Origin of the sequence: Acetobacter sp., assembly GCF_052102375.1 — a bacterium.
Lineage (GTDB): Bacteria > Pseudomonadota > Alphaproteobacteria > Acetobacterales > Acetobacteraceae > Acetobacter.
This window is the reverse complement of sequence record NZ_JBQDXI010000002.1, coordinates 124549-147025: the sequence shown is the minus strand read 5'-3', so window position 1 is coordinate 147025 and position 22477 is coordinate 124549. Positions and strand designations below refer to the sequence as shown.

At 55.4% G+C, this 22477-nt stretch carries 19 protein-coding genes; 10 read left to right on the top strand and 9 right to left on the bottom strand.

Annotation, left to right across the window (positions count from 1 at the left end; genetic code table 11):
* Window positions 1-117: 117 nt before the first annotated feature.
* Both ACTIDN_RS01630 and argH read right to left on the bottom strand, forming a co-directional pair.
* Window positions 118-258, bottom strand: a complete 141-nt coding sequence (locus tag ACTIDN_RS01630; RefSeq protein WP_415509107.1) for a hypothetical protein — start codon at window positions 256-258, stop codon at window positions 118-120.
* A gap of 4 nt (window positions 259-262) precedes the next feature.
* Window positions 263-1705: an argininosuccinate lyase gene (gene argH / locus ACTIDN_RS01625; protein WP_441375754.1), complete on the bottom strand. Its 1443-nt coding sequence runs from the start codon at window positions 1703-1705 to the stop codon at window positions 263-265.
* Window positions 1706-1926: 221 nt separating this feature from the next.
* Here argH and ACTIDN_RS01620 point away from each other — a divergent pair, with 221 nt between their 5' ends.
* From ACTIDN_RS01620 to ACTIDN_RS01595, 6 genes are all read left to right on the top strand, one after another.
* A complete protein-coding gene (locus tag ACTIDN_RS01620) occupies window positions 1927-2244 on the top strand; it encodes a hypothetical protein (RefSeq protein ID WP_086651229.1) in 318 nt (105 codons plus the stop codon).
* 121 nt (window positions 2245-2365) lie between these two features.
* Window positions 2366-3169, top strand: coding sequence for an N-formylglutamate amidohydrolase (locus ACTIDN_RS01615; RefSeq protein WP_441375768.1), 804 nt, complete (start codon window positions 2366-2368; stop codon window positions 3167-3169).
* On the top strand, window positions 3166-4038 hold the full coding sequence (locus tag ACTIDN_RS01610) for a shikimate dehydrogenase (protein WP_441375753.1): 873 nt from the start codon (window positions 3166-3168) through the stop codon (window positions 4036-4038). Before ACTIDN_RS01615 ends, ACTIDN_RS01610 begins: the two co-directional genes overlap by 4 nt.
* A gap of 72 nt (window positions 4039-4110) precedes the next feature.
* Complete coding sequence (coaE, locus tag ACTIDN_RS01605) at window positions 4111-4698, top strand: dephospho-CoA kinase (RefSeq protein ID WP_441375767.1); 588 nt, start codon at window positions 4111-4113, stop codon at window positions 4696-4698.
* Entirely contained in the window at window positions 4695-5369 is a 675-nt protein-coding gene (gene dnaQ, locus ACTIDN_RS01600; RefSeq protein ID WP_048838040.1) for a DNA polymerase III subunit epsilon, read from the top strand. Before coaE ends, dnaQ begins: the two co-directional genes overlap by 4 nt.
* A 156-nt stretch (window positions 5370-5525) precedes the next feature.
* Window positions 5526-6023 carry a hypothetical protein gene (locus ACTIDN_RS01595; protein WP_441375752.1) on the top strand — a complete coding sequence of 166 codons (498 nt, stop codon included), beginning with the start codon at window positions 5526-5528 and terminating at the stop codon, window positions 6021-6023.
* 85 nt (window positions 6024-6108) lie between these two features.
* On the opposite strand, the gene ACTIDN_RS01590 is transcribed toward ACTIDN_RS01595, so the two are convergent.
* From ACTIDN_RS01590 to purM, 6 genes are read right to left on the bottom strand one after another with little or no spacing between them, the layout of a single operon-like run.
* A complete protein-coding gene (locus ACTIDN_RS01590; RefSeq protein WP_441375751.1) occupies window positions 6109-7221 on the bottom strand; it encodes a glycosyltransferase family 4 protein in 1113 nt (370 codons plus the stop codon).
* A 7-nt stretch (window positions 7222-7228) separates the two neighbouring features.
* The gene (locus ACTIDN_RS01585) at window positions 7229-9322 is read right to left on the bottom strand and encodes a heparinase II/III family protein (RefSeq protein ID WP_441375750.1); all 2094 of its coding nucleotides are present in this window, start codon (window positions 9320-9322) and stop codon (window positions 7229-7231) included.
* A gap of 50 nt (window positions 9323-9372) precedes the next feature.
* On the bottom strand, window positions 9373-10044 hold the full coding sequence (rpe, locus tag ACTIDN_RS01580; protein WP_086651223.1) for a ribulose-phosphate 3-epimerase: 672 nt from the start codon (window positions 10042-10044) through the stop codon (window positions 9373-9375).
* A gap of 56 nt (window positions 10045-10100) precedes the next feature.
* Window positions 10101-11432 carry an RsmB/NOP family class I SAM-dependent RNA methyltransferase gene (locus ACTIDN_RS01575; protein ID WP_441375749.1) on the bottom strand — a complete coding sequence of 444 codons (1332 nt, stop codon included), beginning with the start codon at window positions 11430-11432 and terminating at the stop codon, window positions 10101-10103.
* Window positions 11433-11483: 51 nt separating this feature from the next.
* Complete coding sequence (gene purN / locus ACTIDN_RS01570; RefSeq protein ID WP_441375748.1) at window positions 11484-12107, bottom strand: phosphoribosylglycinamide formyltransferase; 624 nt, start codon at window positions 12105-12107, stop codon at window positions 11484-11486.
* Window positions 12104-13186 carry a phosphoribosylformylglycinamidine cyclo-ligase gene (purM, locus tag ACTIDN_RS01565; protein ID WP_441375747.1) on the bottom strand — a complete coding sequence of 361 codons (1083 nt, stop codon included), beginning with the start codon at window positions 13184-13186 and terminating at the stop codon, window positions 12104-12106. The genes purN and purM overlap by 4 nt, the downstream gene beginning before the upstream one ends.
* 207 nt (window positions 13187-13393) lie before the next feature.
* Here purM and ACTIDN_RS01560 point away from each other — a divergent pair, with 207 nt between their 5' ends.
* A complete protein-coding gene (locus tag ACTIDN_RS01560) occupies window positions 13394-14143 on the top strand; it encodes a chromosomal replication initiator DnaA (protein WP_441375766.1) in 750 nt (249 codons plus the stop codon).
* Window positions 14144-14651: 508 nt separating this feature from the next.
* On the opposite strand, the gene ACTIDN_RS01555 is transcribed toward ACTIDN_RS01560, so the two are convergent.
* Window positions 14652-15317, bottom strand: coding sequence for a class I SAM-dependent methyltransferase (locus ACTIDN_RS01555; RefSeq protein WP_441375746.1), 666 nt, complete (start codon window positions 15315-15317; stop codon window positions 14652-14654).
* Window positions 15318-16280: 963 nt separating this feature from the next.
* On the opposite strand from ACTIDN_RS01555, the gene ACTIDN_RS01550 reads away from it, so the two are divergent.
* From ACTIDN_RS01550 to ACTIDN_RS01540, 3 genes are all read left to right on the top strand, one after another.
* Complete coding sequence (locus tag ACTIDN_RS01550) at window positions 16281-18371, top strand: S46 family peptidase (RefSeq protein WP_441375745.1); 2091 nt, start codon at window positions 16281-16283, stop codon at window positions 18369-18371.
* A 221-nt stretch (window positions 18372-18592) separates the two neighbouring features.
* On the top strand, window positions 18593-20851 hold the full coding sequence (locus ACTIDN_RS01545) for an RNA degradosome polyphosphate kinase (RefSeq protein WP_441375744.1): 2259 nt from the start codon (window positions 18593-18595) through the stop codon (window positions 20849-20851).
* A 60-nt stretch (window positions 20852-20911) separates the two neighbouring features.
* Window positions 20912-22408: a Ppx/GppA phosphatase family protein gene (locus ACTIDN_RS01540; protein ID WP_415507834.1), complete on the top strand. Its 1497-nt coding sequence runs from the start codon at window positions 20912-20914 to the stop codon at window positions 22406-22408.
* Window positions 22409-22477 lie beyond the last annotated feature (69 nt).

Sequence of the window (22477 nt, the reverse complement as noted above, 5' to 3'; positions counted from 1 at the left end):
GTATCTGGCAATAAATGGTCGATTTACCCCGCCCTACACGCACGAAGTCTTACCCGTGCAGGGGTAAAAAGACCACACCCCGCACGGCAGGCTGGCTATGTCGTGCGGGGGAGTCCCTCAGTCGTTCGCCGGGTAAGTGCGTGGATAAATGATTTTATCCGCAGGGCCGGGCGCGTGGGGAGATCCCTTTTTGCCACACCCAGCCAGCGGGAGTGCCAGCAGGGTCAGGGCCAGAAGACCAAGGGTGAGGCGCATCATGCGTTTAAGCCTTGTCTGTTGGTGTGCTGAGCAACTCAAGCCATTTACGGGCTTCGCGCTGCACATTGCTGCCTGCTGTGCCGCCCTCGCTTGTGCGGGAGGCAATGGAGGCTTCAACGGTTAGAACGGAATAAATGTCCTGTGTAATGCCGGGCTCTTCTTCCTGCATTTCTGCCAGCGTCAGTTCTACCAGATCAACGCCCTTGGCTTCAGCCTTGGCAACCAGACGGCCTGTCACGTGATGGGCCGTACGGAAGGGGGTTTTGAGTACCCGCACCAGCCAGTCCGCAATATCTGTGGCTGTGGAATAGCCGGACCCGGCCAGAGCACGCATCTGGGCGGTATTGGCTGTCATGTCCCGTATCATGCCGTCACAGGCGGCTAAGGACAGGGCCGCAGCATCTGTTGCAGCAAAAACCGGTTCTTTATCTTCCTGCATGTCCTTGGCGTAGGCCAGTGGCAGCCCTTTCATCACCGTGAGCAGGCTAACAAGGCTGCCGGTTATGCGGCCAGTCTTGGCGCGCACCAGTTCAGCAGCGTCCGGGTTGCGCTTTTGCGGCATGATGGAAGAGCCCGTGGTGAAGGCATCCGACAGCCGGATAAAGGAGAAGGGGGACGAGCACCAGATGACAATTTCTTCCGCTAGACGGGAGAGGTGCATGGCCATGATGGACAGGGCAGAGAGATATTCCAGCGCAAAATCCCGGTCAGAGACGGAATCGAGAGAATTTGCGGTTGGTCGGTCAAAACCCAGCAGCCCGGCTGTCATTTTGCGGTCAATGGGGAAGGATGTTCCGGCAAGGGCTGCGGAACCAAGGGGGCACTCGTTCAGGCGTTTACGCGTGTCTGCCAGACGGCCCCGGTCACGGGCCAGCATTTCCACATACGCCATCAAATGGTGGCCGAACGTCACAGGCTGGGCTGTTTGCAGGTGCGTGAAGCCGGGCATAGGGTCAGACGCATGGGTTTCCGCCCGCTGTGCCAGCGCACGCATGAGGGACGCCACCTGCTGGTCCAGCCCGTCAATGGCATCCCGCACCCACAGGCGGAAGTCTGTTGCAACCTGATCATTACGGGAGCGGGCGGTATGCAAGCGTTTGCCTGCTTCTCCAATCCGGTCAGACAGGCGGGCTTCGATATTCATGTGAATATCTTCCAGCGCCTCTGAAAATTCAAAGTTGCCAGCCTCAATATCCTGCCCGATGGCGTTCAGGCCTTTGCGGATGGTTGCTTCGTCCTCTTTCGAGATAATGCCGGTATGGGCCAGCATGGCAGCGTGGGCCAGAGAACCGGCAATATCCTGCCGCCACATGGCTTTATCAAACCCGATTGACGCATTGATAGCCTGCATGATCTGGGATGGCCCGCCTGCAAAACGGCCACCCCACTGCATGTTGGCGTCTGCCTTTGATGGCGTTTCTGTTGTGTTGTCGCTACCCGCAGCCATATCCAGCCCTTACCCGTGTCCTTAGAAAAAAACCTGATGGGAGAAACCCCGCACCCTACTGATGCAACGCCGCTGGCGCAAACGGCAGTTGCACACGGCAGCATAATTCCCATCTGTTTTGGTAGCGGGGCAGCCTTGTTACGCCAACCGCTTTTGGCCTAGCCGCAGAGAAGTTATCCTGACAGAGTAGGATTAACGCGTTATTTCAGGAGTTTGTTTTTATGAGCACCACCCAGAAACTTGAGACATTCGGCGTGATAGACCCCGGCCCCAACGTCCTGCTGGAAGTGATCCGCGCACCCAATGCCATTGAAGCCGTAAAGCGCCTTGAAACCAAAATGCGGGGCGCGGAGTACGTGAGCAGCCGTGTTTACGCAGAAGGCGGTGAAAACTCGCTTGATGCGCAAGACCCAGCCTACCTTGTTTACAACCTGACCGACTCCGGGCTGGATGAAGAAGGGCTGGCTGGCGGTGATGCCGGTCTTGTACGGGACCGCGCCGAGGAAGTTGGCGTCTTTACCTCCACCCCCAAAAACTAAAACTATGCTGCTGGAGCGCCTTTAAGCGGAAGGTGCTCCAGTTACGGCTGTGTGGCGCATGCGGCCAGTCAAGGTGCGCCCACCAGCGCAAGGCGTGAGAGAAAACGGAGCAGATAAGGTTATGGCGGCATTAGAAACGGATTTTCCCCCATGCGTTGCAGTGTTCGGCACGGATGGAGGTAGCCCGTTTGTGCTGGTTAGTGACCATGCGGGGCAGGCCGTTCCCCCGGAGATGGACGGTTTGGGGCTGAGTGCTGCTGAGCGCGCACGGCACATCGGGTGGGATATCGGGATTGACGGGGTAGGCCGTGCCTTGTCCCGTAAATTACACTGTGTGCTGATAGAGCAGGTTTATTCCCGTCTGGTGATTGATTGTAACCGGGCACCTGGGCACCCTACATCCATCGTAACGGTCAGTGATGGGACACGGGTCCCTGCCAATCAGGACCTGACAGCGGCGCAGCGCGTTGCGCGGGAAAATGCCATTCTTCACCCGTATCATGATCGGATTACGCAGGAGCTGGATGCCCGGGTGGGTAGGCCCACGGTTGTTGTGGCGCTGCATAGCTTTACGCCCAGCATGAAAGCTGTTGCACGGCCTTGGCAGGTGGGTTTGCTGCATAACCGGGACCCACGCCTTGCCCATATTATGATTGACCTTCTGGCACAGGAAGGTCTGACAGTTGGGGATAATCAACCTTACGCGCTCACAGAAACATCGGATTACACTATTCCCAAACATGGTGAGCAGCGTGGTCTACCACATGTGGAAATTGAGATAAGACAAGACCTGATTACCCAGCCGGAGGGGCAGGAAGAATGGGCTGAGCGCCTTGCTCGCCTGCTTCCAAAAGCATGGGCGCTGTTTTGCGCGCAGTACCCTGTACCCCATCACACCGCTCAGATGCAGGATGCAACGGTATGAGCAGCAAGCAACCAGACCTGACCGCCCTTCCACGCCAGATTGTAACGGGCAAGGCACGCCTTGCCGGTGTGCTGGGGTGGCCGGTTTCCCATTCCCGTTCGCCGCGCCTGCATAATTACTGGCTGGCCCGGTATGGGATTGATGGGGTTTATGTGCCTCTGCCCGTAAAGCCGGAACAGTTTGCTCAGGCTGTCAAAGGCTTGCAGGCTGCCGGGTTCAGGGGCGCAAATGTCACCATACCGCATAAAGAGGCCGCTTATGCTCTGGCGGATGAGCTAGATCACTCTGCCCGCCGTGCAGGAGCTGTAAACACTTTTATTTTTGAAGAAAATGGTTCCATTCGCGGGCTTTCAACGGATGGGGATGGGTTTGTTGCGAGTCTGGAAAGTGCAGGCCATGCCCCGACAGGGAAGGCTTTGCTGCTTGGGGCGGGCGGGGCTGCGCGGTCTGTCGCCGCGGCCTTGCAGGACCGTGGGGTTCAGGTTGCTGTCAGTAACCGGACACAGGACCGCGCAGAGGCCCTTGCTCAGGCTTTATCCGGTCTTGACGTTGTGCCTTGGGACATGTGGGAGGAGCAGTTGGGATCCTACGACCTACTGGTCAACACCACGTCCCTCGGGATGGAGGGCGGCCCGGACCCGATGTTCCGCCCCAGTTTACAGCATGCCGCACCTCATCTGGTTGTGGCTGACATTGTCTATGTCCCGCGCTTGACGCCACTTTTAGCGGAGGCTGAGCAAAAAGGCCTGAAAACCGTTGGCGGGCTTGGTATGCTCCTGCATCAGGCGCGGCTGGGTTTCAGGGAATGGTATGGGCACGACCCGGAAGTGGATGCTGAGCTTGAGGCTTATGTACGCGCCAGTCTGTAACCAACGCAGCTTTGGTAAGTAGGGGCTATGGCAGTATGGCAGGTGTTCCGGCATAGGCAGTGTCATGGTGGTTTGCACGTTCTTGGCCTGACTGGCGGTATGGGGATGGGCAAGAGCACGGTTGCAAACATGCTGGCGCGCGCTGGCCTACCTGTCTTTGATGCCGATGCAACAGTGCGTGCGCTTCAGGCTGATGGCGGAGCAGCATTGCCTGCCATCAAGGCGCTTGTGCCTGGGGCTGTGCAGCATGATCATCTGGATCGCGGGGTTTTACGCCGCGCCGTTGTTGCGCAGCCCGGCTTGCTCCGGCAACTTGAGCGTGTGATGCACCCGCTGGTATGGGCGGCGCGCAACCGCTTTCTCTCCTACCATCGGCGCATTGGCACACCGTGGGTTGTGCTGGATGTTCCTTTACTGTTTGAAACCGGGAGCAACCGGATATGTGACCATGTTCTGGTTGTGTCTGCTCCCGCGTTGCTACAGGCAGCCCGTATTGCCCGCAGGCGTGGTGTGCCGGTGGTGGAGGCCCGCAAGCTGATTGCCCGCCAAATGCCGGATGCCCGTAAAAGGCTGCTGGCTGATACAGTTATAGAAACCGGCGTAGCGTTGCCAGAAACCCGGCGGCAGGTGCGCTCTTTCCTGAAAGTTCTGACATCATGAAACGCTCTATCCTGTTTGATACGGAAACCACGGGGCTAGACCCGGCTACCGGCGATAGAGTGATTGAAATTGCAGCGCTTGAACTGGTGGGTGATCTGCCAACCGGCAACACTTTCCATGTGCTGCTTGACCCTGAGCGGGATGTGCCGGAGGAAGCCAGCCGCGTGCATGGTTTTACACGCGCCGACCTTGAGGGAAAACCCAAGTTTGCAGAGGTGGTGCAGGACTTCATGGCGTTCATCGGGGATGACGCGCTGATTGCCCATAATGCCCGTTTTGACTTTGGCTTCCTGAATGCGGAACTGAAACTGGCGGGGCACAAGCCGCTGGATATGGGGCGCATGGTGGATACACTGGATATGGCGCGTGAGCGTTTTCCCGGTATGCCCAACAGCTTGGATGCCCTGTGCCGTCGTTTTGGGGTGGATCTGTCTGCCCGTACAACTCACAACGCCTTGCTTGACTGCAAATTGTTGGCGGAAGTGTATGTTGAACTGATGGGGGGCCGCCAGCATGGGTTGGGTCTGGTGGCGGAGGGCGGTCAGGCACCCAGTGTTATTTATGATGCGCCAACTCGCCGTCAGGTCGTGCGTGTTGTTCCTACCCCTCAAGAAATGGCGGCACACAGCGCCTTTGTTGAAAAATTGAGTGATGCTGTCTGGAATACGTAAAGGTTCCAACGAGTACTATTTTTTTGTCAGTGGTATTTGTGAGTGGCGTTGTGTTTCTTCTTCTTCTAAAACATGGCACAACAGTATGACGTCAGTTTTTCAGGCCTCTGCCGGGCAAGGATATGGTCCGCCAGTCGTAATGTAAGGAGCCTCTTGATGCGTTCTGCATCTGTTCGCGTGTTTGCTGCTATGGCTTTGGCCAGCATGTGGTCCCTTACCGCATGCGCTCAGTCGCCATTGGGGCCGGAAACGGGCAAGGTTTCTTTCCACACGCGGTCAGCAGACCTGGGTGTAGGATACACGTGGGGCCAAGGGATTTTGACCTACGGTGACCGTACGTATCCGTTCACCATCAAAGGCGCATCCGCTGCGGCTATCGGCTATTCAAGCGGTGCGAGCGTTGGCAAGGTGTACAACCTGAACCGCGTAGAAGATTTTGCCGGTACGTTCTGGGCTTTGACCGGAGAAGCGACCGTTGGCCGTGGTGTCAGCGGTGTGCTGATGGAAAACGATAACGGTGTGCGCATCCGGTTGGATTACACCCGGAGTGGTGCCCGGTTGGCGGCATCGCCCGAACGCCTGACCATCCGTTTGGTGAAAGGCGCTGCCTCAGCCAAAGAGGGATCCAAACCAGCGGCATCCCCCACCAAATAAAGGGGCTTCCCGCAGTTTCTCTGATGGTCCGGTAGGGTCAAGGCCCGTGCCGGACAAGAGATTTTCCTGCTTTCTGTAAGCCGGTTTACCGCCGCATCAAGTGTTGCACCGTATTACGCAAGACTGTGCTTTCTTCAAAATAAAGCAACGCTCTCTGCCGACCGGCAGCACCCATCCTGTGCCGTAAAGCCGGGTTAAGCGCCAAAGTCCGTAGGGCCGAGGCCAGTGGGGCTACTTTTGCTGGTGGCACAAGCAGACCCGTCTCGTTTTGCACAACCTGCTCCCTCGGGCCACGAATATCGGTGCTGACTACGGGCAGGCCTGTCAGCATAGCCTCGATAATAGACATCGGCAGGCCTTCAAAATGGCTGGGCAGCGTAAAAATATCCGCCGCTGCCAAAAGTGCTGGAATGTCAGTTCGATACCCCAGACATTTCAGACGTGAGCCCAAAGCAGCACGCGCTTTAGTGAAACTGGTGTTCATCACTGAGCCGTGGTCAGAGTCCAGACGGTCTCCCACAACCCAGAGCTGGGCCTGTGGCACGCTCTCCATGGCCTCAAGCAACTCAGGGTAGCCTTTGTGGCGCACAAGACGGGAGACCGCGATAATGACCGGTGTGCCATCATCTGCGCCCAATTCCTGACGGATGCGGGTGCGTGCAATGGGGTCAGGTTTAAAGCGTGTGCCGTCCCGGCCGTTGCCAATGGCAATGGGCTTGCGGTGAATGTGAAGTCGGCGTGCGTCGGCAGCTTCTTCGTTTGAGACGGTAAGATAGGTATTGGTAAGCGACCCGCATAGTTTCTCAAGCACAAGAGAGAGCAGGCGTCTGCCCTTGGAGCCGGGCTGGTTGAACAAAAAGCCGTGGCATGTGTAGGCAATGTGCGGCACGCCGCACAGCTTGGCTGCAACACGTGCCAGAATGCCTGAAATAGGCATATGAGCGTGCACCATATCCGGTTTTTCACGGCGGATAAGACGCACCAATGCCAGAAAAGCTTTAGCCTGACCTATTGGAGAAAAAGACCGGACAAAAGGCAGCGTCTCAACCCGGAACCCCTCGGCTCTGGGCTGTTTGAGAAATGGTCCATCTGCACATACGCCAATGACCTCATGCCCCTCATCCCGAAGGCTCCGCATGAGAGGGAGGATAAATTGCGTGAGTGCGAAATCGACATTGGTAATTTCGAGAATTTTCACAAAAGGCTCATTCGCTCACAAGAGACAGTGCCCAGCGAATAGGCGGGCAGGGAAGTGGCTGGGGTTGCGTAGGGTGTGCAAAAGGCAGCGGGGAGGAGACATCTTCTGCTGCGGCTGCGCGGGCTTCTTCCACGCGGCGGGCCTGACGTGCTGCGGCTTCTTCCGCACGGGCCTGTTCTGCAAACAGCGTTTCCGCCATGCTGGCCGTACGGGCGTGAGTGGTGGAATAATGTAGATGTGTCACCCCTGCTAAAAGGGTCGGGACACTGTCGGCTGGGGGGGGATCACGCGGGATAGGCGCGTAATCGTCATCTTCCGCGTCTACCTGCTGTGGTGCAGGGGTATGCTCCTGTATCGCCGGTTCAAAATGCTGCGGCTCTTCAGGATATGCGGCGTAGGCGTCATGGTCGGGAGTGTCATGATGCAGGAACTGTGGGTCTTCCTGATAGTCTGAAACCGGATGCTCCTGTTCTGCATCAGGGTGGGAATCGTTATGTGCTATTTCATCCTGTGCCGCGACGTGCTCTTCACCATCGGGCACAGGGTCCACTCCCTCCGCCACGGGCGGGAGAAGGGGCGTAAGAACAATCTGGTAGGTAGACGCACGATGCGGGCCACCCAGATAGACACTTTCTTCTATTGTTGCGTGGGCATCTGACTGAAAGAGCCAGCTTTCTTCTTCCGTATAAAGAAGGAAGCCGTTTTCCGTCTGTTCAATCGTAACATCGGGGTGCAGGTGAAACCGCACGCAGAAATCCGTGCGGGTGCCGCCCGGTAGAGTTTCTTCCCCGCGTAGGGTCTGGCCCTCGCGGCCCAGATAAATCTGGCGCGTGTAGGTTCCGCCCCCCTGTTTGGTGTACCCGTCATGCGTCATGTACAGCCAGTGTGCGCCATCAAGGCTAGCATTGTTGCGGGTCACTTTTGGCCGACGCGCCACACCGCCTGCTGCTGTCAGATCAAGTGGGGAAAGATCTTTAAATTCCAGAACGGAGTGAGCGGCCGCATGGCGCAGCGCTTGTGCCCAGCCCGGTTGGCTGCTGGAGCCGCAATTGACAATAATACGTTGCTTGCCAGACGAAAATTCAAAAGACAGCATACCCGCGTGGGCCGTGGTGTCATGCCCTGCCGGGGGGGCGGTTCCGGCATCGGCCAGCAATAAAGTCCGGCCGCTTGCCAGCCGTACATACCCGCTTTCTGGTTGGCTGGCCGCCATGACACGGCTGCGGGACGCCCGGCTTAAAACATGCTCAACCCAGTTTGGGTCCCGCTCGGTGCTGCCATTAAACACCATCAAGCCACCATCACTATGGCGCATGGCGCGGAGCACGGGGGCAGCGCGGTTGGCGGTTTCCATTAACGCTGTGGGGAGTGGTAAGCGGGAAGCCTGAAGAATGCTCAGCATTTCGGCCATTTCACGCACGGCCTGAAGCTGGTTTTCCGGGTTACGGGTTATATGGCTGCCGTCTGGCAGAAACTGCTGCGTAATGGCTGCATCAATCAGTTTAAGGTAGCGCTGCAGAAACTCCTGCTGTTCGGGCAGGGCTACCGCTACGGCAAGCAGTCCTTTCAGGGCGGTCAGGGCATGCCAGTTCTCAGCACCTTCAGGCATGAGCGCCATGATAGAGCGCCCCTCCATAATAAGGGCAGCCATAAGGGACTGGCGGAAATGCTCATCTGCCGCAGCGGCAAAAAATTCGTAGTAGGACAGCCAGGACGCAAGCCGTGCACCCGTAATGGCGGGGTCAGACACAGGGCGTTCTGGCCCCGGAATGCTCACCCATGTTGCCACAAGACTGCGGGCTTTAATGCGGGCTGACTCCGCCCCCAGTTCACGCAGGTCACGGAGCCATTCAAAGCTTTGTAGCCAACGCCGGTAAGACTCAGGCCAGTTTGGATTATCCCATCGGCCATGCTGGAGATGGCGCGTAGTGCCATCAAACAGCGTCTGGTTGCGCACAAACCGTTCCCCGACCGTAGGGTTGCCGGGCCACGGGTCCCGCAATGTCTGGGCCGGGGTAGACGGAACACGGCCAAAGCCCCCCAGCGGGTTACGCATGGCAAGGGTCAGGCGGGCATCACGGGTCCAGCGGCGCAACGACATTGGAAATTTTCTGCTCCGGAGCAAGAGGACGGGAAAGGCGAGGCCGGGTGTTATCCGGCACTCTGCGGTTTAAGGGCGGCTATGGCAGCAGCATAATCAGCATGGGCGTAAATGGCGCTGCCTGCAATCAGCACATCTGCGCCAGCTTTTACGGCAAGGGGAGCTGTTGTGGCATCTATGCCACCATCGACAGCAAGGCGGATATCCCGACCGCTTTTGGTAATCATGTCGCGCAGGCGGCTGATTTTGGAAAGTTGGCTGGTCAGAAATTTCTGACCTCCAAAGCCGGGGTTCACGGTCATGACCAGAATGACATCCACCACATCCATAAGCTCGCTCACGGCTTCAGGTGGGGTGGCGGGGCAGAGCACAATGCCAGGTTTGGCCCCAAGAGCACGAATGTGCTGCAAGGAGCGGTGGGCATGGGGGCCTGCTTCAATATGGATAAGGATGTTGTCAGCCCCGGCCTTGGCAAAAGCCTCAAGGTACGGGTCTGCTGGCTCAATCATCAAATGCACGTCAAACGGCAAGGTTGTGTGCGGGCGCAGAGCTTTGACAACCTGCGGGCCAAACGAAATGTTGGGCACAAAATGCCCGTCCATGACGTCAAGATGAATCCAGTCCGCGCCAGCTTTGGCAACGGCGGCAACCTCTTCTCCCAAACGGGAGAAGTCGGCTGCGAGAATGCTTGGAGCAATAAGGGGGCGTGCTACGGATGTCATGGTTTGGTTATCCGCAATACCGCAGCACGGCGCAACTGTGTTGTGTAATAAAAACCTTAGTCAGCAGGGCGAATAAAGCGGGCGGCAAAGAACCCATCCATACTACCTTTGTCAGCCCACATGCCGGGGTGGGTACGTAGCCAGCCTTCCGGTGTAATTGCCTCAGGCAGGAAAGGGAGTTCTTCTGGTGTAAACGGTGAAGCCTGCCACCCCATGGCAAGGGCGGCACGGGCGCGGGCTGGCCCTTCCTCTTCCTGCAGGGAGCACACGGCATATATCAGGCGTCCGCCCGGTTTAAGCATGGCCTTTGCGGCTTCCAGCATGGCGTCCTGCCCGGCGACAAGAGCGGTCAGATCCCGCGGACGTTTGACCCACAGCACGTCCGGGTGACGGCGGGCCGTGCCGGTAGCAGAACAGGGGGCATCCAGCAGGATAGCGTCCTGCAATACATTCGGCTTCCATGTTGTGGCATCGGCTTCCACCACCTCTACCGGATAATTCAGGCGGGCAATATTCTCGCGCAGGCGTGTCAGACGATTGGGGTTCTGTTCAACTGCCGTTACCTTCGCGCCAGTAGCGGCCAACTGGGCGGTTTTGCCTCCCGGTGCGGCGCAGAGGTCTGTAACATGTTCTCCCGGTTGGGCGTTCAGCAAACGGGCAGGTAGGGTAGCAGCGGCGTCCTGCACCCAGAATGCACCCTCTTCATAACCCGGTAGTTCTGTAACGCGTGTTCCAGCGGGCAGGCGGACAGAGCCATTTGGAAGCAGTTCTCCTCCTTCTGGTGCGGCAGCACCGGGGCGGAGTGTAATGTCAAGCGGGGCTTCATGGCTAATACCACGCGCAATAGCACGGGGCACACCACGGCCCAGACCGTTCCATGAACTCCAAAGCCACTGGGGAATATTCAGGCGGTTTTGGTCCAACCCTTCCAACAGCGTAGGGCCTTGGTCAGCCACTTTTCGTAAAACAGCGTTGGCTAGTCCGGCAAATGGTGCCAGCTTGCGGCGGCGCAAGAGAGATACTGTGGTGCCTACCGCTGCATGAGGTGGCGTTTCAAGAAAGAGCAGTTGCGCACAGCCCATCATCAACGCGACGCGCACTGGCTCCGGTGGCTCTTTGCGCAAAAATGGTTCCAGCAGAGTCCGCAATGTTCCCATATGGCGCAGTGTGGCTGCGGCAAGACGATGGGCCGCAGCGCGGTCACGCGGGGGAGCGTGATGGTCTGTGGCGGAGCGGGAGAGGCTGTTTTCCAGCATACGCCGGTTTTCAACCACGCCACACAGGATATCAAAGGCCACATCCCGCGTTGGGTCAGCAGGCTGAGGGGCATTCCCTGAACGGGACGTGCTGCGCTGTCTGGGTTTGCGGGGGCGGGATTCTGCTGTCATCAACTCTCTATCGGGTCTGGCAAAAATAAAATGGCTAGGCCGTGTTGGTGGTCAGCCCACCAGCAATGCGGCTTCGGCTTGGCAGGAAGCGGCTGATTTGTCCAGAAAATGCCGCAGCACGGTCGGGTAAAGCTGGTGTTCCTGGCGTAAAACACGTGCGCCAAGGGTTTCTGGTGTGTCCGTAGGCAGCACGGGTACAGCCGCCTGACCAAGAATGGGGCCTTCATCCATGTCTTCGGTCACCAGATGTACCGTGCAGCCATGAAGTCGTACGCCAGCCTCCAAAGCCCGCTCGTGTGTATGCAGGCCCGGGAAGGAGGGAAGTAGGCTGGGATGGATGTTGAGCATTTTCCCAGCCCATGCCTGCGTGAGGAAGGGTGTGAGCAGCCGCATATACCCGGCAAGGCATACTGCTTCAGCTCCACTCTCCCGCAGGCAGGCATCTATTGCCCGCTCATGAGCTTCGCGGTCTTTTTTAAAAAGCCTGTGGTCAATAGCTTTGACGGGCAGGCCAGCCGCGCGCGCCATATCTAGCCCCGGTGCGTCCGGGTTGTTGCTGATGACAAGGCAGATGCGGGCAGGAAAATCCGGGTCTTCGCACGCCCGGATCAGGGCCGTGGCATTGCTGCCCCGGCCACTGAGTAGCAGGGCAACAGGTATTTTGTGAACGGTCATGCTGCGTGGAAATCCGGGCAGGCTTCCATGTGCAGGGCCGGTTTGGCAGTGCTGTCCGCGCCTTTGGCAATATGGCCGATAAGTGTTGCGGGCTCACCCATATCTTTTAGTAGCGCCAGAACGTCATCAGGCTTTGGCGTGACAAGCACCATGCCTACACCGCAGTTGAACACGCGCAGCATTTCTTCGTTCGCTACGTTGCCGGTGCGGGCCAGCCACTTGAACACGGGGGGCACAGGCCACTCAGCCGTAATAACGGCATCCAGCCCGTTGGGCAGAACGCGGGGCAGGTTACCCGGCAGGCCGCCGCCGGTAATGTGTGCAGCAGCATGGAGCAGCCCGGCCCGGTGCAACGCCAGAACGGAATTGACATACAGCCGTGTTGGGGTGAGCAGCGCTTCCCCTAACTGCTGGTTAGGGGCAAACCCTGCGGGGTCCGTCCATGCCAGATGGGCATCGGCTACGATCCGGCGAACCAGAGAGAAACCGTTGGAATGCACACCGGATGACGGCAAGGCAATCAGCGCATCTCCCTCGGCAATGGCACCCGGCAGAAGAGCACCGCGTTCTGCGGCACCCACTGAAAAGCCAGCAAGGTCGTAATGCCCATCTGCGTACATGCCGGGCATTTCTGCTGTCTCGCCCCCCACGAGGGCACAGCCGGACTGTTCGCAGCCTTGTGCAATGCCTCGCACAACCTTGGCGGCACTTTCTACAGACAGGCGGCCCGTGGCAAAGTAATCCAGAAAGAACAGAGGCTCAGCGCCTTGCACAATAAGGTCGTTGACGCACATGGCCACAAGGTCAATGCCAACGGTTTCGTGCAGATCGGTGTCGATGGCCAGATTCAGTTTGGTGCCAACACCATCCGTGCAGGAAACCAGTACGGGGTCTTTGAACCCGGCGGCTTTCAGGTCAAACAAAGCGCCAAAGCCACCCAAACCACCCATTGTGCCGGGGCGATCCGTTGCCTTAGCTGCTGGACGGATGGCATCAATCAGAGCTTCTCCAGCTTCAATATCCACACCAGAGTCACGGTAGGTCAGGCTAGAAGATGGGGTGGAGGGAGAAGAGGTCATGGCGGCACTCTTAATTATTAAGGGTCGATGCAACGGGCTGGGTAGGGTAGATTCCCTGCGGGTAGTCTTTACGGCAGGTGAAGCGACACGCAAAGCGGCATGACACAGAATACAGGAACAAAAGCAGTGCAGAAGCCTGTTATTGTCCCATCCAGGCAGGGCGAGGCCTTATGCGGAGGGGGCGGAGAGGGGCATTCCGCCCCATTAATGCCAGATGAGGATATGCCAACTGTGCAGGAGTCACTCCGCGGCCCAGCTCAGATTGCGCTGCCTTTTGCTTATCGCCCCCGATTCGGACGCTCAGATTTTGTTGCAGCCCCCTCCAACGCAGCGGCGCGTGCATGGGTGCTGGATGCAGAAGCACAATGGCGCTGGCCGGAAGGGCGCATGGTGTTGTGGGGAGACAAGGGAACCGGCAAAACCCATTTACTCTCCACTTGGGCTGCGCGCCACGGGGCACCCGTTGTGGAAGGCAGCTTATTGAATGCTCACGATGTTGCTGCCTTGTTCGAAGAGGGCGGCTTCAGGGCGCTGGCGTTGGATAACGCGGACCGCGTACAAAACGAGCGAGACCTGCTGCATTTGATCAATCTCGTTCGGGAGCGGCGTATGGTGCTGCTCATGGCGGCCCGGACTGCCCCCTCACGCTGGCGCAACACTCTGCCGGATCTAGCGAGCCGAGTGCGTGCAACGTCTTCCGTGCCAATTGGTCAGGCTGAAGAGGCTTTATTGCGCCGCCTCTTTTTACGCTTGCTGGCAGAACGGCAGCTTGTTGTGGCGCAACCGGTGACCGAGTGGCTTTTGCGCCGCCTGCCACGTACCGCACATGCAATACGAGAAATGGCGGAACGACTGGACCATGCTGCCCTTGCATCGGGCGGAAAAATTACACGCGCTCTTGCTCAGAGTATTCTGGAAGCAGCCCAGCATGAACCGGACACTGAAGACGATTTGTAACCCCAACTCAGTACAGTTTATATGTAAGCTGGCATAGGAGAGCTAATTGGTCGGCAGATGTGCTGAGGTGTGCATATGTTTGCCATGGGTGTGAGCACACAAGACTGCTTATGGCTGGAGCCATACGACAAGTATTGTATGCATTGTGAGGTCTGCTTTTTGCGAACATAGCACGTAGTGCATACTCGTTAGGCGATCCTCAAAGTAACGCGAGTGATGCCGATCAAGTGAGTGATTGCTGTTAAACTCTTTGAAATTTCTGATTGTCGAAATTTTTGTTATTTGTCTAACTATAGAGTTTCGGAAACTTCCTTTCTAAGAGCCAGAAAAATCGGTGAGTGTTAGGCTGCTATTTTTCACTATGGTAAGAAATGAAAGAAGTAAATGTGTTTATAAAGAGAGTATTTTTAGTGGTTATTATTTCTATAAAATAATCCTATTCATCTCAAATTTAAAGATATTAACCCTCTAAATTTTAGAGTGAGAGGGTTAATATGTTTTTCTTTATTTATATCTTGGTCAAGCGACATTTCCCGCTGTGAGCTTGAAAATCGGAATGGGATACTTTTGCAAGAAAATCGTTGGTTGCAGAAAATACCTCTGGCCAATGATCTCCATTTTCAACGTAATCATCAAGTATCAGGATGCCGCCCGGGCGTAATATTTTCCACCATGAATGCAAATCGTTAGATACGGCTGCATAATCATGCCCGCCATCTATATGGATGATGTCGGCGGATATTCCAAAGTGGTTGACTACCTGTGCAGCGTTAACGGAATCAAGAGGCAACGGCACTACAAAGTCCTGTAGCCCATTGTGTAAAATATTGGACTGAAATTTTTCAAATAAGCGAGGATATCCGTTCATAAAGCATAATTCTTCTTTCCATTGAGTATTAACCCAATGATCCCACGCACCAAGCCATGTATCTACAGAAATGACAGCGGCATCAAGCTTAAGTTCTTTAAGCTTGTGGGCCATAGTCATTGTAGACCCACCTTTCCAGACACCAATTTCAACAATGATTTTTGGTTTTATTTCCTGAATTGAATCGGTCAAGAAAACATGTTGAGACGTCCAGCCCTGCATATCGGGAGCTATCAGCTTATGTGGAAAATTTGCAAAAGGGTTTTGCCCGTTCCATAATGTATTGTGTAAATTTTTAGCAATCATAAATCATACCTTAGAAATACAAGAACGTTATGCAATATGTAACAAAAAGTCGTTTTGCAAATTAAATTAATGAAGTATTAGATGATGCAGCGTTTTTCTCTAATTCCTGTATTTTTATGAATGTTTTTTAATGAGAATAGGATCTACAGACGCTTCCACAGGTAAATATACGGCTAATCTGGTAGGTCTTGATAACGACTGCTTTTCCTTTTGGTGCAAGTCTTAGAATAGCGTTCGGCCTGATTTTTCTTTCCGGTTACGTGCGCTATTACGTATGGATGTATCTTTAGCTTCAGGAGCCAAAGGCATTCCTATTGGGAGTTGTTGCGTGTTAATATTTGGTTGTCTGGTAAGGTAAGCTGCTGTCATTACTTGGTGTAATGGCATATTAATTGGTTTATTATAATTTTTCAAAAAAATATACTCGAGACCATAGAATATTCCTTATGACATCTTAGTTTTTCGTTAAGTGCGATACACCATAGCAAAACTCATATGAGTAACCGGAAAGTAATGAACGGTGTCGTAAGTATGGTGAGAACCCAAGCTAATGGGTAAGTTCCATCAAGGGGCGGGTCGCTTATATGGTCTAGGGGCAAAGATAACTACGCCCGCTAATACAGAGGTGTCAGCGTGCAAACCGTGACACTGTTTTAAAACTCCAACTTCACATTAGAAGGATGTAGACCCGCGCCCCCTTATAAAAAAACAACATATCACGCGCGTCATAATAAAAAATTTCTTAGCCTCAGCTTATCAGCAGCGGCAAGATTATCGAGCAAAGAGGAATTGCGGCTTAGATCTTTGCTATAAACGCACTCTGCCATAAGGCGGGTTGAGTGGTGGAGACGCTAAAAACAGTAAATACTGCGCTCCTGCGCTTGCTCTGTCAGCGCATCTGAGTCACAGTTCGGACACCGAAATGTTATGGTGTAACATTCTTAAAAGAAAGTGTGTCTGAACATGGCAAAAATTATAGGGCGAGCCCTTGTGCCGTTGGCGCTTTTGGCGTGCGCTCCCCTGACGGTGCCTTATGCCCATGCTGATGAAGGCATGTGGACAATGGATAATCTGCCCATCAAGCAGATGGAAGAGCGCTATCATTTCACACCCTCTAAAGAGTGGATAGAGCGCGTTACCAAAGCCTCTACCCGTTTGGCGTTAGGCTGCTCTGCATCTTTCGTCTCAGCCGATGGCCTGGTCATGACCAATCATCACTGCGCGAATGAATGCCTTCAGCAGTTATCCGACAAAACGCACAATTATTTTCAGGATGGTTATTCCGCCAAAACGGCCGCTGCCGAGCAGCGCTGCCCGGCGATGGAGCTGAACCAGCTTGATTCCATTACAGATGTAACAGATCGCGTGCAGACTGCCCTGAAAGGTAAGGAAGGCGAGGCCTATACAAAAGCCCGTCAGGCAGAAGAAAGCGCGATTGAGAAAGAATGCGCAGGGTCAGATGCCAAGGTATGGCGTTGCGATGTTATCAGCCTGTATCATGGTGGGCGTATCGCGCTGTACAAATATCGGCGTTATCAGGACGTTCGTATGGTTATGGCACCAGATCAGAACGCCGCGTTCTTTGGTGGTGACCCAGATAATTTCAATTTCCCGCGCTACGATCTGGATATGGCGTTCCTGCGTGTTTACGATAACGGCAAGCCGGCAAAGGTTTCAGCTTATCTGCCGTTTGATGGTGCAGGCCCAAAAGCTGGCCAACTGGTTTTCACATCAGGCAACCCCGGCTCAACCGAGCGTGAAGTGCTTTTGGCGGATCTGGAGTTTTCCAGAAATATCTCCGTACCTTTCGTAATCGACAATTACTCTGCGCTTAACGGTGCCCTGTGGCAGTATAGCCGTGAGAGTGCTGCGCACCATCAGGAAGCGCAGGAACGCGTGTTCGGCATTGAAAATAGCCTGAAGGTTTATCGTGGCCGTGTTTCTGTGCTGGCAGACCCCAAACTGCTGACAGCCAAAGCCAAGAGCGAAGCCGAACTGCGCGACTGGATCAACGCGGACCCAAGCCGTAAAGCAACTTACGGAGATCCATGGGCTAAAAATGCACAGGCTCTTGCCGTCAAACGGCGTATCTTCAAGCCGTATGCTATGCTCGAAGGGTCTTTTGGTATTCAGGGTGACCTGTTCAGCTACGCCTCTATGCTGGTACGTGCGGCTAACGAACGCCAGAAGCCGGATGCTGAGCGCCTTAGCGCTTACCATGATGGCCGCCTGCCTGCACTGGAAGCTGAGCTTGGGTCAACGGCTCCGGTTTATCCAGATCTGGAAAAGACCGAACTGGCCTTCTCGCTCACCAAATTGCGTCAGATTCTGGGTGCGGATGATGACAACGTAAAGCTGGTTCTGGGTAAGTCTTCCCCTGATGAACTGGCTGTGGCGCTGGTAAATGGTACCAAACTGGCTGACCCCAAAGTCCGTCTGGCTTTGTGGAAAGGTGGCGCAAAAGCTATCGAGGCCTCTCAAGACCCCATGATCGTTCTGGCCCGCAAGGTGGAGCCTGTGGCACGCGCCCTGCGGAAACAGATGGATGATGATGTTCTGGCCCCATCCCGCCAGGCTACGGAAGCCATGGCCAAAGCCCGCTTTGCCATGAAAGGCATGACATCCTACCCGGATGCCACGTTCACGCAGCGTCTGTCTTTTGGTCAGGTAAAAGGCTGGGATGAAAACGGTAAAGAAGTGCCACCCTTCACCTACTTCTCTGGTCTGTATGATCGTGCAACCGGCTCTGACCCGTTCAAACTCAGCAAGCCATGGGTAGATGCGAAAAACCATCTGAACATGCAGACACCGTTTGATTTTGCATCAACCAATGACATCATTGGTGGTAATTCCGGTTCTCCGGTTATTGACGCGCAGGGTCATGCTGTTGGTCTTATTTTTGACGGCAACATCCATTCTTTGGGTGGGGACTTCTATTACGATGAGAGCACCAACCGTGCGGTCGCTGTTGATAGTGCTGCCATTCTGGAATCCTTGAAATCCGTTTACAAAAATCAGGCTCTGGCTAACGAACTTGTGACGGGCCACCTGTAATAGGTAGCGCATGCCCACTAGCCTTTTGGTAAGCTAGATGCTCAGCCCACCGGGAAGAAGTTTCCGGTGGGTTGTTGCGTTTTTGGCTGACATAAAAAGGTAACACTTGCTGCGCTTTTCCTGTGCAAATGCTTTGCGTTATGCTTTGCTTACCTACACTTGAAGTGGGCTGGTGCCTGCAATTGGCACCAGATAAATATGACGCAAGGGAGAAAAGAGCAGTGACGGCACAGGGTAAAACAACAAGAAAGCCCGCTACCGCCACCTCAGCAAGAAAGCGGCGTGCTCCCAGCCGTTCTGTCGTGCCTAAAAAGCCAGCAGCTCCCGCTTATACACTGGAGACGCCACAACGCTTTATCAACCGTGAGCTCTCTTGGCTGGACTTCAACCAGCGCGTGGTGGAAGAGGCAGATAATTCTCGCAATCCTTTGCTTGAGCGGCTTCGGTTTCTCTCTATCAGCGCCAGCAATCTGGACGAATTTTACTCGGTGCGTATCGCCGGTCTGGTCGGGCAGGTGCGGGAAGGGTTGGTAAAACTTTCCCCCGATGGCCTGACACCGGTTGAGCAGCTTGAGGCCGTGCGTGAGCGCTGTGCGTCCCTGTTGCGCGAGCAGCAGCGCATATGGACCGAACTGCGCGGCCTTCTGGCTGATGATGGTATTGTTTTATGTGAACCAGCAGACCTGAACGATGCCGACCGTGCATGGTTGGAAAACTGCTTTATGGACAGGGTTTTCCCGGTCCTGACGCCGCTGGCTGTTGACCCTGCACATCCACTGCCTTTCATTCCCAATATGGGGCTGGCTCTCGGGCTGCGCCTTTTGTCAGCCGATAACGGCGCGTTTGCCATGAACGCCCTTATTCTGCTGCCAGCACAGGTTGAGCGGTTTATTCGCCTGCCAAGTTCGGCCGATGGTGCGCGCTCCATACGCTTTATTCGTCTGGAAGATCTCATCACGCTGTGCATGGACAAGCTTTTCCCCGGTCTGACCGTAGGGGAAAGCGGTATGATGCGCGTTGTGCGGGATACGGACGTTGAGTTTGAAGACGAGGCGGAAGACCTCGTCCGCTCTTATGAAAGTGCCCTCAAACGCCGTCGGCGGGGTGTGGTCATTCATCTGGATATGGAGAAGCGCGTACCAGATGAACTGGCCGAGGCTATTGCGTCTGACCTTGATCTGCCGCCGGAAGAAATTGCCATCCATTCTGGCATGATTGGTGTGGTTGACCTCAAGCAGATGATTGTGGATGACCGGCCGGATCTATTGTTCCCTCCCTATACGCCCCGTTTTCCGGAGCGTATTCTGGATTTCAACGGTGACTGCTTTGCGGCTATCCGGGCTAAAGACCTTCTGGTCCACCATCCGTTCGAGAGCTTTGATGTGGTTGTGCAGTTCCTGCGTCAGGCTGCGCTGGACCCAAACGTTATTGCAATCAAGCAGACACTTTACCGAACATCCCGCGACTCCCCAATTGTCAAAGCGCTGATTGAGGCTGCGGAAGCCGGTAAATCTGTCACAGCTATGGTTGAACTGCGCGCTCGGTTTGATGAGGAAGCCAACATCCGTCTGGCGCGGGCGCTTGAGGCAGCGGGCGTGCAGGTGGTGTTCGGGTTCTCGGACCTCAAAACCCATGCAAAGCTCAGTTTGGTTGTGCGGCGGGAAGGAAATCAGGTTCGGTCCTACGCCCACTTTGGGACCGGCAACTACCACCCCATTACGGCCAAGATTTATACGGATCTTTCCTTTTTCACCTGCAAGCCGGAGTTGGCACGGGATTCAGCGCGCCTGTTCAACTATGTGACCGGCTACGCCATGCCTGCGGAAATGGAAGCTATTTCCTTCTCACCCATCACCATCCGCTCAACTCTGGTAGAGTTGATTGAGCAGGAAATGGCGCATGCCAAGGCGGGTAGGCCTGCCAATATCTGGCTGAAAATGAACTCACTGGTGGACCCAACGCTGATTGACCACCTCTATCGGGCTTCCTGTGCCGGTGTGAAAATTGCGGCGGTTATACGGGGTATCTGCTGCCTGCGGCCGGGTGTTCCGGGCCTGTCAGAGAATATCCGCGTCAAATCCATTGTGGGGCGGTTTCTGGAACATTCCCGTATCTTTGTATTTGGAAATGGCCATCGCGTACCATCGCGTTACGCAAAAGTGTATTTGTCTTCCGCTGACTGGATGACCCGCAATATGGACTGGCGGGTTGAAAGCATGGTGCCAGTCACGAACGAGACCGTGCACGCACAAATGCTCAACCAGATTATGGTCTCCAATATGAAAGACAATCTACAGTCTTGGGCGTTGGAGCAGAATGGCGTGTGGCGCAGGCTTTCGCCGGGGGCGCGGCCTTTCTCGGCGCATGACTGGTTCATGACACATCCCTCTCTTTCTGGCCGCGGTTCTGCAGCGCATGAAGGGCCAATTCGTGCTCCTGCCTCCTTACCTGCTTCCAAAGGCTTAATGTTTGGTGAATAAGCACACCTGAACAGGAGTGGCGGGGTTTTCGCTGCTCCTTTTACAGAGTAGAAAGCTGGAATGCAGACTGATACGCCACGCCGTTCGGCGGTTGTAGACCTTGGTTCAAACTCAGTGCGCCTTGTGGTGTTTGAGGGTGTATCGCGCAATCCAGTTCCTATTTTTAACGAAAAGGCAGTCCTGCGCCTTGGGCGTGGGCTGACCACCACTGGCCGCCTGAATGAAGAGGGCGTCAGTATGGCCATGGAAGTGCTTAATCGCTTCCATGCCATTGCGCGGGGTATGAGTGCAGACCCGTTTGAAATTCTGGCAACAGCCGCTGTGCGGGATGCTGCAAATGGTCCCGAATTTGTGGCGGCCCTGCGCGCTAATATGCCTGATGTCCCCATTCGTATTCTGTCCGGGGAAGAAGAGGCCGATCACTCCGCTATTGGGGTGATGTGCGGTATTCCCGGAGCCTCCGGTCTGGTTGCTGATGTTGGCGGCGGCTCACTGGAGCTGATTCGCCTGACCAGTGACGGCAGGCACGATGCCAATACCCTGCCTCTGGGTGTTATTCGGCTGGGTGATCGGTCCAAAGGTGATTTAACAGTCGCTAAAAATCTGGCGGATGCGGACATCAACGGCGTTGAGTGGCTGTCCAAAGTTAAAGGGGACACGCTGTATCTGGTAGGCGGTGCCTTCCGTGCCATGGCGCGGTTGCACATTGCCCGGATGCAGTATCCGCTTAATATTGTGCACTACTATACTCTGGCAACGGAAGAAGCGCGGGAAATGACAGGCTGGCTGCTTCACGCACCCCGCCGTGCGCTTGAGCGTTTGCCTGGTGCTCCCAAAAAACGGCTGGATGACGTGCCTTTTGCCGCCACAGTGCTGCGCCGTTTGCTGCGTAAGGTACAGCCAGACCGGGTCGTGTTTTGTGTCGATGGCCTGCGTGAAGGCTGGTATATGCTCAATGTCGCGCCGGATTGCCTGCCACAGGACCCCATGCAGGCTGTGGCGCAGGATATGTGTGCCCGTCTGGGCCGGAGCAATAAGTTACCAAAAGCCCTCATAAAATGGACTGCACCACTTTTTGCCAAAGAAACTGAGCGCCAGCAGCATTTGCGGCATATTGCGTGCTGGCTTTCGGATGTTGGTAGTCACGATCACCCGGAATATCGTGCTGAGCAGACCTACTGGCGTATTCTGCGTGTGCAGGGGGTAGGGTTTGACCATGAAGCACGCGCATGGTTGGCTTTGGCTCTCGCCGTGCGATACGCCGTTGACATGAACGCAACTTTTCTGGCGTCTTCCCGCGCTTTGTTGGATGAAGCAGCGTGGAAGCAGGCTGTCGTGTTGGGGCAGACGCTTCGGTTGGCCTATTCTGTCTCAGGCGGCACAGCAATTTTGCTGGATGGAACGGAACTGGCATGGGAGCAGAAAGAGCTTGTGCTTCGGCTTGAAACGTCCCGCGTTGCGGTTAAGGGGGAAAGTGTCGGGCGTGGCTTGAGCCGCTTAGGGCAGGCGCTTTCTGTCATGACACGTCTGGTTGAGGCCGAGCACGACGCTAAGTAAAACTTGACCCAACAGAGTTTGTCCAGTCTGGCGCTACCGCTCTAGGCAGCGGGTTCTTTAAGGCTGGAC